This is a genomic window from Crenalkalicoccus roseus, from assembly GCF_004761865.1.
Lineage (GTDB): Bacteria > Pseudomonadota > Alphaproteobacteria > Acetobacterales > Acetobacteraceae > Crenalkalicoccus > Crenalkalicoccus roseus.
Map to the genome: position 1 here is coordinate 19,662 of NZ_SJDM01000005.1, position 12,216 is coordinate 31,877.

Genomic DNA, 12,216 nt, shown 5'->3' on the forward strand with positions numbered 1-12,216 from the left:
TTCAGCCGAGCGCGGCGCGGATCTCCGGGCGGGGGGCGGAGTCGTCCCCCCGCTGCAGCCGCCACCAGCCGCCATGGGTGTAGGCCCAGAGCGCGGCCGGCAGGCGCAGCTCCCGCAGCACCGGCAGCACCTGGCGCAGATCCTCGGCCAGCGCGGCCGGGTTCTGCTTGTTCGCCTCCGCCCCGCCGAGCTCGCTGACCAGCACGGGCAGGCCGTGCCGCTCCCGCCAGGCGGCGACGGGGGCGAAGCGGGCGCGCACCGCCTCGGGGCTGCCCGCCTGGTAGTCATGCGCCTCGGCGATGGTGCCTGGATCCGCCGGCGGCGTGGCCTCGAGCAGGGAGCGCGCGCTGCACCATTCCCGCCCGCCCCACATCAGCAGATGCGCCGGCGCGGCGCGGCGGACCTCCCCGAGCAGCCGGTCGCGCACGGGAAGCCAGGTGGCGGTGTCGGGGAAGGCGGGCTCGTTGATCGGGGCCAGCACCACGTGCTCGGGGTCGAGCCGCGGGCCGAAGAACGCCGCCCGGCTGCGCAGCGCCTGCCAGTAGCGCTCGGGCCAGGGGTGGCTGTGATAGAAGAAGTCGGCAAGGCCGAGCAGCACCGGCACCCCCATCGCCACCGCATCCTCCACCGCCTGCTGGAACAGGCGCAGCACCTCCTGGGAGTCGCCGGTCTGCGACACGTCGGGGATGAACAGCCGCGCATGGTCGAAGCCGGCGGCGCGGAAGCCGCGCCACCACTCCCGGCCGAGCCGGCGGGGCTGGTTGTCGCGCGCGATCGGGTACCAGCGCTCGAGATTGGCGCCGAGGCGGAGATCGGCGAGGCGCCGCCGCAGCCGCTCCCGCGCCGCGCCCTGCGCCGCGGCGGGGGCGGCGGCGAGGCCGGCGGCGGCGCCGAGAAGGACGCGGCGCCTCATGCCCCGGCCTCCTGCCCGAGCGGGGCAAGGCGCCCGCGGAGATAGCCGAGATTGTAGGCCGCGCCGCAGCGCGCCCGCAGCAGGGCGGGAGAGGCGGCGGGCCAGAGCAGCAGCGGCGCCTGCACCAGCAGCCGGGCGGCGGCGCCGAGGGCGCGGCCGGGCCCGCCCTGCCGGCGGTCGCGCATCGCGTCCGTCGCGCCCTGCCACAGCAGGCGGGAGAGCAGCCAGGACGGGCGCAGCCGCTCGCGCTGGATGCTGTGCCGCACCGCCGCCGCGCCGTCGTAGAAGGCGCGGAAGCCCCGGGCGCGCAGCCGCGCCACCACCTCCACCTCCTCGCCCGAGAGCAGGCGGTCGCCGATGCGCCCGAGCGCCTCGGGAAAGCCGCCGATCTCGAGCAGCGGCGCACGGGCGAAGGCCATGTTGGCGCCGTAGATCTCCACCCCCGCCGGCAGGTCGCGCCCGACCTCGCCGAAGCCCTCCCATTCGACGATGGTCAGCACCCCGCGCAGCGAGGGCGGCCACCAGGGCGGCAGCGGCGCCTCCCAGGCGGGGAGGATGCGCCCGCCGAGCGCCGCCGCCTTCGCCGGCAGGGCGGCGATGCGGCCGAGCAGGGCGGCGGCCCAGCCGGGCTCCGGCACCGCGTCGTCGTCGAGATAGGCGACCCAGCCCGGCGCCGCCGCCCGCAGCCCGAGGTTGCGGGCGTGGGACAGGCCGGGCGCCTCGGCGCGGAGCAGCCGGGCGCCCGCCTCCGCGGCCAGGGCGGCGATCGCGGCCGCCTCCGCGGCGGGGGAGGCGCTGTCCACCACCACCACGGCGAAGTCCCGCCGCGTCTGCGCGGCGAGCCCCGCGAGGCAGGCGCGCAGGTAGTGCGGCCGGCCGTGGGTGCACAGCACCACCGTCAGCGGCACGGCTCAGCTACCGAAGCGGAAGGCACCCGAGAGGTTGGGGGGCGAGCCCTCGCCCCCGCCATTGCCGGCCGGCGACTGTCCGCCGCCCCCCTGGGCCTCCTTCATCTTGCTCTCCACCTGGCGGAGCAGGTTGACGAGGCCGTTGGCGAAGGCCGGGAGCTGGGTCAGCGGCATGACGAGCTGGCCCGCCGGCAGCGGCTTCCCGTCCGCGCCCGCCTGGGCCAGCGTCAGGCGCACCACCCCGTGGGTGACGCTGGCCTCCAGGATGCCGTCGGCGAAGATGGTGCGGGCATCGGGCATGGTGGCTGACTCTCCTGTTGGCGCCGGGGCCGGTGCCGCTCGGCTGCGCACGCGGCACCGGTCCCGGCTCGTTGGTGGTGGGGCGGATCCGCGCTTCCGGCCCCCCGCGATCCGCTCCGGGGTGGGCCCGCGGCGGCGGCCCGCCTCGCCCGGCCGCTACTGCTCGCGGAAGGCGCGCTGGAAGCTGTCCCGGATCGGCTGGGTGATGTAGCGCAGGAAGCTGCGCTCGCCGATGCGGACATGCGCCTCCACCGGCATGCCGGGGGTGAGGAAGACGTTGGGCAGGCGCTCGAGCTGCTCGGGGTCTATCATGATGAAGGCGCGGTAGTATTGCTGGCGCGTCTGCTCGTTGGTGGTCACGTCCGCGGCGACCCAGGTCACATGCCCGTGCAGGTAGGGCACCAGCCGCTGCTTGAAGGCGGGCAGCCGCACCTCGGCCTGCAGGCCGGGATAGACCACGTCGATGTCGTTCGGCTGGATGTGCACCTCGGCGACCAGGCGGTCCTGATCCGGCACGATGTCGAGCACCGGCTCGCCGGCGCGCAGCACCGCGCCGAGGGTGAAGACGCGCAGGTTGACGACGGTGCCGGATTCGGGGGCGAGGATCTCGCGCCGCGTCAGCACGTCCTCGGCCGCGCGCAGCCGCTCCTCGGCGTCGGCGAGGCGGGCGCGCACCTCGCGCAGCTCGGCCGAGGCCTCCTGCATCCGCTGGTCCAGCACCTGCTGCATCTGCTGGCGCGCCTCGGCGATGGTGGCGTTGGCCCGGCTGATCTCGCCGCCATACTGCTGGATGGTGCCCTCCACCTGCGCGATGCCCCGCTGCAGGGCAAGCACCTGCGGCAGCCGGGCGAGGCCCTGGTTGAGCAGGCCGCGTGTCGTCGCCTCCTCCTGGCGGATCAGGTCGAGCATCCGCCGGGCGGCGGCGAGCTGGCCCTCGGCGCCGGCGATCACGCCCTGCTGCTGCTCGATGCGCGTCTGCAGCACCTGCACCTGGCTGTTCAGGCTGGCGCGGCGGGCCTCGAACAGGGTGCGCTGGCCGACCACGGCGTCGCGGGCGCGCGGGTGCGGGCTGTCGAGCAGCTCGGCGGGAAAGCTCACCTCCGCGGCCCGGACGAGTTCGGCGTTCAGCCGCGCATCCTGCGCGAGCAGGCTCCAGCGCTGCGCCCGCAGCGCCTCGAGCGCGCTGTCGGCCTGGATGTCGTCGAGGCGCAGCATCACCTCGCCCTGCCGCACCTTGCTGCCGTCGCGCACCAGGATCTCGCGCACGATGCCGCCCTCGAGGTGCTGCACGGTGCGCCGCTGGCCCTCCACCTTGATCACACCCGGGGCGAGCGCCGCCTCGGCCAGCGGGGCGAGGGCGGCCCAGGCGCCGAAGCCGACCACGAAGACGAGGAACACGATCAGCCCGAAGACGACGGGCAGCCGGGTGCGCGGCGCCGGGGCGTCGAGCACCGGGTCGGGGACCAGGCCGGGCAGCGGCACGACGAGGTCCCCCCGCCCGGCCGGCGCGAGGGCGCGCCCGCGCGGCAGGGCGAGCGCCCGCGGCCCCGGCGCGGCGGGCAGGGTGGTGGCGCCGCCGCTCATCGCGCGCCGCTCCCCTCGAGCCGGGCGGCGGGCGCCTCGGCCGGCCGCGGCGGCGCCATCAGCCGCTTCAGCACCTCGGCGCGCGGGCCGAACATCTCCATCGCCCCGTCCTTCAGCAGCAGCACCTTGTCCACCCCCTGCACCAGGGCCGGGCGGTGGGAGACCAGCACCAGCGTCGTCCCGCCGGCCTTGAGCCGTTCCAGCGCCCGGATCAGCGCCGCCTCGGAGTCGCCGTCGAGGTTGCTGTTGGGCTCGTCCAGCACCACGAGCTTGGGCCGGCCGAACATGGCGCGGGCGAGGCCGATGAGCTGGCGCTGTCCGCCCGAGAGGTACATGCCGCCCTCTCCGATCTCGGTGTCGTAGCCGTTGGGCAGGCGCAGGATCATCTCGTGGCAGCCGGCGAGCCGCGCCGCCTCGAACACCTCCTCGGGCTCCGCCTCGCCCATGCGGGCGATGTTCTGGAACACGGTGCCGTCGAACAGCTCCACGTCCTGGGGCAGGTAGCCGACATGGCGGCCGAAATCCTCCCGCATCCACTGGTAGACGTCGGCGCCGTCGAGCCGGACCGTGCCGGCCGAGGGGGGGAGGGTGCCGATCAGCAGGCGGATCAGCGTGGTCTTGCCGGCGGCTGAGGGGCCGATCACGGCCAGGCTCTCGCCGGGGGCCAGGCTGAAATGCACGCCCTTGATCATCGCCACCCCCTGACCGGGAAAGGCGTAGGAGACGCGCTCGACCGAGAGCTGCCCGGTCGGCTCCGGCAGCGGCAGGCCGGGGGGGCGCAGCCGCGGCAGGGAGAGGAAGCCCTCCAGCCGCCGGTAGGACTGGCGCGCCTGCACGAGCTGCTTCCAGCCGCCGATCATCTGCTCCACCGGCGCGAGCGCCCGTCCCATGATGATGGAGCCGGCGATGGAGGCGCCCGCGGTGATCTCCTGCAGCAGCACCAGGTAGGCGCCGGCGCCGAGGATGCCGATCTGCACCGCGAGGCGGAAGAACTTGGTCGCCGCCAGCAGTACCGCGGCGCGGTCGAGCGCGCGCTGCTGCGGCTCCGCCATGGCCGAGACCGACTGCCGCCAGTGGCCGACCACGGCGGGCAGCATGCCCATGCTGTCGATCACCTCGGCGTTGCGGGAGATCGAATCCGCCCGGCGCTGCGAGGCCATGGCGGCGGTATTGGCCTCCCTGAGCAGCCCGGAGGTGGCGAACTCGCTCGCCAGCGTCAGCCCGAACAGCACCAGCGCCCCGCCGAGCGCGATCCAGCCCATCACCGGGTGCAGCAGGAAGATGACGGCGATGTAGATCGGCACCCAGGGCACGTCGTAGAGCGCGAGCGCGCCCGGGGAGCTCAGGAAGCCGCGGCAGACCGCGAGGTCGCGCAGCGCCTCCATGCGGTAGGGGCGGCCGCGCAGCGTGCTCTCGATGGCGCGGACGAAGCCCTCCGGCGCCACCCGGTGCTCCACCCACATCGCCAGGCGCTGCATCACCTGGCTGCGCACCGCCTCGAGCATCGCCAGCACCAGCACGGCGGCGATGGCGATCACGGTCAGGTAGATGAGGGTGTCGAGCACGCGGGTGGCGAGCACCCGGTCGAACACCTGCATCATGTAGATGGAGGTGGTGAGCTGCAGCAGGTTGACCACGCCGCTGAACAGCCCGACCAGCAGCAGGTGCCGCCGGCACGCGGCCAGGGCCTGCCGGAGGATGGTCTTTCCGGAAGGGGAGGCGCCGTGCAGGCCGGCGCGGAGCTGGAGCATGGAACCGCCTGTCAGCGGCCGAGAAGGCCGGAAAGGGTTTCAGGGTACAGCGCGATCCAGCCGCCCGCCACGGCGGCGATCGCGAGGGCGGCCAGGTTGGCCAGCACCAGCCGCAGGAAGCCCGGCGGGCGGCCGATCCGGCCGAGCTGCGCCGCCACCGCCTCGCGCCTTATCTCCTCCACCCGGTTGTGCAGGTAGCGGAAGGCGAAGGCGCTGAGCGTGGCTGCCGCCTGGGTGCGCAGCGACTCGACCGTCTCGGGCGAGGCGGCCAGGCCGCGCTCAGCGGCCATGGCGAAGGCGAGCTGGGCGACCAGCCGGTCCTCCTCGGAGTCGCCCGCCCGGAAGGCGTCGGGGCCGGGCAGGAGCGGGGCGCCCGCCGCCGCGCCGGCCGTCTCCGTCCGGCTGGGTTCCGTCATCGCCATGCATCGGCTCCAGGTTCTGGCGGTGCCGCGGCCCGGCGGAGGCACCGGGGCCGGGGGAAGGTGGGGGGGAGCGGCATAGGGCATGGCGCCACGCCCGGCCGCCCCCGCGCCCACCATTCACGCCTTGCTCACGATTATTTGCAAGCGGCTTCTGCATCTTTCCGCTTGCCGATCCAAGCTGTGACGGCGGCGTGCCGAGGAGGCCACTCTGGAAGGGTATCGTGATCCTCGCGCATTGGCCGCGCCGGGCCGGCCGTGTTACCTGACCGGCGCGGATTCGAGGGACGGGGGAGCCATGGGGGGGCGGCAATCGCTGGCACGGATCGGGCTGGCGCTTCTGGTCGGCGGGGCCATCGCCACCGAGGCATCGGGGCAGGCCTTCGGCGGGCGCGATGTCGAGCGCGGGGTCACCGTTCCCACCCGGCCGCGGCCCGAATTCGACCCGCTCGGCGTGCGGCTCGGCGGCTTCCGCCTCGACGCCGCGCTGCAGGCGGGGGTGGGCTGGGACAGCAACGTCTTCGGGCGGCGTGGCAACCAGGTATCGGACGGCTACGCGACCCAGCGCCTCGACGCCTCGCTGAACAGCCTCTGGAGCACCCACGCGCTCGGCTTTTCCGCCGATCTCGAGGCGCGCCAGCAGTTCAGCCGCTCCGAGCTGGACTGGACCGACTGGAGCATCGGCGGCTTCGGTCGCTACGACTTCTCGGTGGACACCAGCGTGCGGGCGGAATACCGGCACTATCGCGCCCATCTAGACGTCTATGACTTCGATGTGCAGCGCGCCGGCGTCTTTCGCCCGGTGCCCTACGATTCGGACGAGATCTCGGTCAGCGGCACCACGCGCCTCAACCGCATCGGCTTGCTCGCCATCGGCACCTACCGGACCTTCCGCTTCGAGGATGTCGGGGGGCAGGGGCCGTTCTCCCGCGTCTCGACCAACGATTTCGACACCGTCATCGGCGCCCTCGGCACCAGCTACTTCTTCGCTCCCGGCCGGGCTGCCAACCTCGTGGTGCGGCTGCAGGACATCAGCTACCGCGACAGCATCGCCCGCGGCCGCGACAGCTTCACCTGGGAGGCGCTGGCCGGCCTGCAGTACGATTTCGACGGGGTGTGGCAGGCGCGCCTCTCCATCGGCTGGCGGGAGCGCGACTACCGCGCCCCGCAATTCCGCAATCTGAGCGGCCCGGCGGTGGAGGGCAGCCTGACCTGGGCGCCGACCCTGATCACCACCCTTCGCCTCGCCGTCGCCAGCACCATCGAGGAGTCGATCCGGCAGGATTCGGTGGGCTACCGCCGCTACAACGGCTCCCTCACCATCGACCACGAGCTGCTGCGCAACGTCATCCTGACCGGGCAGGCCCGGCTGGAGCGGCGGGAATACGAGCGCCCGACCCAGACGGTGACGGACGGCGTCCTCACCCTCGGCGCCAACTGGCTGATCAACCGCAACCTGGCCCTGATCGGCAGCTACAGCCACTACAACCGCCTGTCGGCCTCGGGCGGCATCTCGGAGTGGGACCGCAACCTGCTGCAGGTGCGGCTGCGCATTGCCCTTTGACGACCCCCTGGGGCGGGTGCCCGCCCGCCCGCTGCTCGGCCTCGACTTCGCCGGGCTCGGCATGGAGGAGGTGCTGCGGCGCCTGGCGGCGCGGCCGGCGGACGCGCCCTTCGCCTATGCCGTCACGCCGAACGCGGACCACCTGGTGCGCCTCTCGCGGCAGCCGGCGCTGCGGCCCCTCTACGAGGAGGCGGCGCTGCGGCTGCTGGACAGCCGCGTGGTGGCGCGCCTTGCCCGCGGCCTCGGCCTCTCCCCGCCGCCGGTGGTGCCGGGCAGCGACCTGACCGCGGCGCTGTTCCGGGAGGTGATCCGCCCCGGGGATCCGCTCGCCATCCTCGGCGCCCCGCCGGCGGCGGTGGCGCGGGTGGCCGACCGGTTCGGCCTGTCGCGCATCGCCCATCACGACCCGCCGATGGGCTTCGACGCCGATCCGGCGGCGCTGGAGGCGGCGCTCGCCTTCCTGGAGGCGCATCCGGCGCGCTTCGTGCTGCTCTGCGTCGGCTCCCCCCGCCAGGAGAGGGTGGCGGCGGCGCTCCGCCGGCGTGGACGCGCCAGCGGCTTCGGCCTCTGCGTCGGGGCGAGCCTGCTGTTCCTCGCTGGACTGGAACGGCGCGCCCCGGTTGTGCTGCAGCGGGCCGGGCTGGAATGGGCCTGGCGGCTGGCGCAGGACCCCGCCCGCCTGGCGCGGCGCTACCTGGTGGACAGCCCGGCCATCCTGCGCCTGCTGTGGCGGGAGGCACGCCGCGGCCGGGGGCCGCTCTCGCCTCAGATGTAGAAGGGGATCCGGTAGTAGCCGTAGACGGAGCGGCCATACTCCGGATCGCCCCAGGGCGCCTCGTCGCGGCCGTAGCTCGGCGCGCCCTCGAGCTGCTCGCGGGTGAGGTCCACCACATAGCCGCCCTGGCGCGGCTCGTAGCGCAGCATCTTCCAGGGCAGGGGGTGGTAGCGCTCGCCGATGCCGAGGAAGCCGCCGAAGCTCATCACGGCGTAGCAGACCTGGCCGGAGCGCTTGTCGATCATCAGGTTGTAGATGGACCCGATGCTCTCCCCCTGAAGATTGTAGACCGGCGTGCCCTCCACCTTGTCGGAAGCGATCAGCCGCTCCGTCTCGTCCACCGGGACGCCCTCGGCTCCCATGGGGATGTCGGCGGCGGGCGGGTTCGTCTTCTGCTGCATCGGGGCCTCGCTGGTGGCGTGCGCGTCGCGGCGGCAACGCGCCGGCTCGGCCCGGGGTTCGGTCCGCCTTGCCGGTGCGGGGGGAGCGTGCCATATGCCCGCCGGCCGGTGGCGGGCCCGCCCGCCGCCGGCAATCCGCACGCGGCGCACCCTTCCTGACCGGAACGGGTCCGGTCCCCTTCGGGGGAGAGCGCCGCGGAGGCCCCAACCGGACCACTGGAAGGAGACTCGCCGATGGCGATGCCCACCGTTTCGCTCCGCACGCTGCTCGAGGCCGGGGTGCATTTCGGCCACCACACGCGGCGCTGGAACCCGAAGATGGCACCCTACATCTTCGGCGTGCGCAACCAGGTCCACATCCTGGACCTGCAGCAGACCGTGCCGATGCTCGACCGCGCCCTGCGCGCGATCCGCGACACCGTCGCGGCGGGCGGGCGGGTGCTGTTCGTCGGCACCAAGAAGGCGGCGGCGGAGTACGTGGCCGAGGCGGCGACCCGCTGCGGCCAGTACTACGTCAACCACCGCTGGCTCGGCGGCATGCTGACCAACTGGAAGACCATCACGGGCAGCATCAAGCGCCTCAAGCAGATGGAGGAGCGGCTCTCCGGCGACACCAGGGGCCTCACCAAGAAGGAGGTCCTGATGCTGACCCGGGAGAAGGAGAAGCTCGACCGCGCGCTCGGCGGCATCAAGGAGATGGGCGGCTTGCCCAACATCCTGTTCGTCATCGACGTGGTGAAGGAGAAGCTGGCGATCGACGAGGCGAACAAGCTCGGCATCCCGGTCGTGGCGGTGGTCGATTCGAACGCCGACCCGACCGGCATCGCCTACCCGATCCCCGGCAACGACGACGCGATCCGCGCCATCAACCTCTACTGCGACCTGGTCGCCGCCGCCGTGTTCGACGGCATCTCGGCCGAGCTGCAGGCCTCGGGCGTGGACATCGGCGCCGCGGAGGAGTTGCCGCCCGAGGAGCCGGAACTGGCCGAGCCGGCCGCTGGCGAGCCGGTGCTCGAGGAGGCGCAGGCCAGCCCCACCATCGGCGTGGACCGCGAGGCGATGGAGGCGATGGTCCAGGCCAACCGCGACGACGGCAACCAGGCCGGCAAGGTCTGAGCGAGGAGAGGAACAACCCCATGGCCGAGATCACCGCGGCGATGGTCCGCGACCTGCGCGAGAAGACCGGCGCCGGCATGATGGACTGCAAGCGCGCCCTGGCCGAGACCGGCGGCGACATGGAGGCGGCGACCGACTGGCTGCGCAAGAAGGGCCTCGCCGCCGCCGCCAAGAAGTCCGGCCGTACCGCCGCCGAGGGGCTGATCGGCGTCGCCAGCGGCCCCAACGTCGCCGCCATGGTCGAGGTGAACGCCGAGACCGACTTCGTGGCGCGCAACGAGATGTTCCAGACCTTCGTCGCCGAGGTGGCGGGCCTTGCCCTCTCGGTCGGCGACGACCTGGAGACGCTGCGCCGCGCGCCCTATCCCGGCACCCGCCACAGCGTCGCCGAGGAGCTGACCCGGCTGATCGCCACCATCGGCGAGAACATGACCATCCGCCGCGCCAAGCGCCTCGCGGTGGAGCGGGGCGTGGTCGCCACCTACACCCACAGCGCCGTCCGCCCGGGGCTCGGCAAGATCGGCGTGCTGGTGGCACTCGAGGGTGGGTCCGAGATCGAGGTGATGGAGACGCTCGGGCGGCAGATCGGCATGCATGTCGCCGCCGCCCGGCCGGAGGCGCTCGACATCGCCGGGGTGGACCCCGCGGCGCTGGAGCGCGAGAAGGCGGTGCTGACGGAGCAGGCCCGCGCCTCCGGCAAGCCGGAGGCGATCATCGAGAAGATGGTCGAGGGGCGGATCCGCAAGTATTATGAAGAAGTGGTGCTGCTCGAGCAGGTCTGGGTGCATGACGGCGAGAGCCGGGTGAAGGCGGTGCTGCAGAAGGCCGGCCTCACCCTCCGGGGCTTCGCCCGTTTCCAGCTCGGCGAGGGCATCGAGCGGCAGTCCGGCGACTTCGCCGCCGAGGTCGCCGCCGCCGCCGGCATCGCCGTCAACCCCGGCGAGCCGGCGACCTGACGCCTTCCCCTGGCCGGGGAGGGGCTTACCCTCCCTGCCGGCGGCCCGCCCGCAACCCCACGGCTGATTGCGTGCCTGCCCGGGCGCCCGCGCTTGCCGGGCGGGTAGGCCGTGCCTATGGTTCGCAGCCCTCCTCGATGGTCCGATGATGACACGGAAGCCCGCCTACCAGCGTGTCCTGCTCAAGGTCAGCGGCGAGGCGCTGATGGGCGGGCGCGACTACGGCCTCGACACCTCGGTCTGCCGCCGCATCGCCGAGGATGTGCGGGGCGTGCTCGATCTCGGCGTCCAGGTGTGCATGGTGATCGGGGGCGGCAACATCTTCCGCGGCATCGCGGGGGCCGCGGCGGGCATGGATCGTGCCCAGGCCGATTACATGGGCATGCTGGCGACCGTGATGAACGCCCTCGCCATGCAGTCGGCCCTGGAGAAGATCGGCGTGCCGACCCGCGTGCAGAGCGCGATCGCCATGGAGGCGGTCTGCGAGCCCTACATCCGGCGCCGCGCCATCCGGCACATGGAGAAGGGCCGGGTGGTGATCTTCGCCGCCGGCACCGGCAACCCCTTCTTCACCACCGACACGGCGGCGGCGCTGCGGGCGGCCGAGATGGGCTGCCAGGCGCTGCTCAAGGGCACGCAGGTGGACGGGGTCTATTCCGCCGATCCGCGCAAGAACCCGAAGGCGGAACGCTACGAGACCCTGACCTATCTCGACATGCTGTCGCGTGACCTCGCGGTGATGGACGCGGCGGCGATCTCGCTCGCGCGGGAGAACGGCCTGCCGATCATCGTGTTCAACATCCACGAGGCGGGGGCCTTCACCGCGGTGATGCGCGGGGAGGGGCGGTTCACCACGGTGGTGGAACAATAGCGGCCGGGGGCCCGGCGCCCGCGCCGCGGCCGCCGCACCGACGGGAATGGGGAACAGGGCCATGGCGGCCGATCTCAAGACGCTCAGGCAGGACCTCCAGCGCCGCATGGACGGGGCGATGGAGACGCTCAGGAAGGAGTTCGCGGGGCTGCGCACCGGCCGCGCCTCGCCGGCGCTGCTTGAGCCGATCCGCGTCGAGGCCTATGGCGGCGTCTCGCCGCTCAACCAGGTGGCCAACATCTCGGTCGCCGGGCCCGGGCTCCTCTCGGTGCAGGTCTGGGACAAGGCGCTGGTCAAGGCGGTGGAGAGCGCGATCCGCGAGGCCAATCTCGGCCTCAACCCGCAGACCGAGGGGCAGGTGATCCGCGTGCCGCTGCCGCCCTTGACCCAGGAGCGCCGCAACGAGCTGGCCAAGGCGGCGGCGCGCTATGCGGAGCAGACGCGGGTGGCGATTCGCGGGGTGCGCCGCGACGGCATGGAGCAGATCAAGGCGCTCGTGCACGACAAGAAGGCCCCGATCAGCGAGGACGAGGCCAAGCGCGCCCAGGACGAGGTGCAGAAGCTGACAGATCAGTACATCAGGCAGGTGGACACGGCGCTGGCCGAGAAGGAAAAGGACATCCGCCAGGTTTGAGCGAGCGCCCGCGGATCCTTTGCC

At 73.2% G+C, this 12,216-nt stretch carries 13 protein-coding genes; 6 read left to right on the plus strand and 7 right to left on the minus strand.

What is annotated here, in order from left to right; translation table 11 throughout:
* Position 1 precedes the first annotated feature (1 nt).
* The 6 genes from ET526_RS06290 to ET526_RS06315 form a co-directional block, all read right to left on the minus strand.
* Positions 2-913 carry a cellulase family glycosylhydrolase gene (locus ET526_RS06290; RefSeq protein WP_135466839.1) on the minus strand — a complete coding sequence of 304 codons (912 nt, stop codon included), beginning with the start codon at positions 911-913 and terminating at the stop codon, positions 2-4.
* Positions 910-1,821, minus strand: a complete 912-nt coding sequence (locus ET526_RS06295) for a glycosyltransferase family 2 protein (protein WP_135466840.1) — start codon at positions 1,819-1,821, stop codon at positions 910-912. The genes ET526_RS06290 and ET526_RS06295 overlap by 4 nt, the downstream gene beginning before the upstream one ends.
* A 3-nt stretch (positions 1,822-1,824) precedes the next feature.
* On the minus strand, positions 1,825-2,121 hold the full coding sequence (locus ET526_RS06300) for a hypothetical protein (RefSeq protein WP_135466841.1): 297 nt from the start codon (positions 2,119-2,121) through the stop codon (positions 1,825-1,827).
* Between the two features lie 156 nt (positions 2,122-2,277).
* Complete coding sequence (locus ET526_RS06305) at positions 2,278-3,705, minus strand: HlyD family type I secretion periplasmic adaptor subunit (protein ID WP_135466842.1); 1,428 nt, start codon at positions 3,703-3,705, stop codon at positions 2,278-2,280.
* Entirely contained in the window at positions 3,702-5,456 is a 1,755-nt protein-coding gene (locus tag ET526_RS06310) for a type I secretion system permease/ATPase (RefSeq protein ID WP_135466843.1), read from the minus strand. Before ET526_RS06310 ends, ET526_RS06305 begins: the two co-directional genes overlap by 4 nt.
* Before the next feature lie 11 nt (positions 5,457-5,467).
* On the minus strand, positions 5,468-5,872 hold the full coding sequence (locus tag ET526_RS06315) for a hypothetical protein (RefSeq protein WP_135466844.1): 405 nt from the start codon (positions 5,870-5,872) through the stop codon (positions 5,468-5,470).
* A 301-nt stretch (positions 5,873-6,173) separates the two neighbouring features.
* Here ET526_RS06315 and ET526_RS06320 point away from each other — a divergent pair, with 301 nt between their 5' ends.
* Together ET526_RS06320 and ET526_RS06325 are read left to right on the plus strand one after the other, a co-directional pair.
* On the plus strand, positions 6,174-7,439 hold the full coding sequence (locus ET526_RS06320) for an outer membrane beta-barrel protein (protein ID WP_135466845.1): 1,266 nt from the start codon (positions 6,174-6,176) through the stop codon (positions 7,437-7,439).
* A complete protein-coding gene (locus tag ET526_RS06325; protein WP_240048283.1) occupies positions 7,429-8,214 on the plus strand; it encodes a WecB/TagA/CpsF family glycosyltransferase in 786 nt (261 codons plus the stop codon). The genes ET526_RS06320 and ET526_RS06325 overlap by 11 nt, the downstream gene beginning before the upstream one ends.
* On the opposite strand, the gene ET526_RS06330 is transcribed toward ET526_RS06325, so the two are convergent.
* The gene (locus ET526_RS06330) at positions 8,205-8,615 is read right to left on the minus strand and encodes a PRC-barrel domain-containing protein (protein ID WP_135466846.1); all 411 of its coding nucleotides are present in this window, start codon (positions 8,613-8,615) and stop codon (positions 8,205-8,207) included. The two genes, ET526_RS06325 and ET526_RS06330, sit on opposite strands and share 10 nt — an antisense overlap.
* Before the next feature lie 234 nt (positions 8,616-8,849).
* On the opposite strand from ET526_RS06330, the gene rpsB reads away from it, so the two are divergent.
* From rpsB to frr, 4 genes are all read left to right on the plus strand, one after another.
* A complete protein-coding gene (gene rpsB, locus ET526_RS06335) occupies positions 8,850-9,731 on the plus strand; it encodes a 30S ribosomal protein S2 (protein ID WP_135466847.1) in 882 nt (293 codons plus the stop codon).
* A 20-nt stretch (positions 9,732-9,751) separates the two neighbouring features.
* Positions 9,752-10,687 carry a translation elongation factor Ts gene (gene tsf, locus ET526_RS06340; protein WP_135466848.1) on the plus strand — a complete coding sequence of 312 codons (936 nt, stop codon included), beginning with the start codon at positions 9,752-9,754 and terminating at the stop codon, positions 10,685-10,687.
* Between the two features lie 145 nt (positions 10,688-10,832).
* A complete protein-coding gene (gene pyrH, locus ET526_RS06345; RefSeq protein WP_408869754.1) occupies positions 10,833-11,558 on the plus strand; it encodes a UMP kinase in 726 nt (241 codons plus the stop codon).
* A gap of 61 nt (positions 11,559-11,619) precedes the next feature.
* Positions 11,620-12,192, plus strand: coding sequence for a ribosome recycling factor (frr, locus tag ET526_RS06350; RefSeq protein WP_135466849.1), 573 nt, complete (start codon positions 11,620-11,622; stop codon positions 12,190-12,192).
* Positions 12,193-12,216 lie beyond the last annotated feature (24 nt).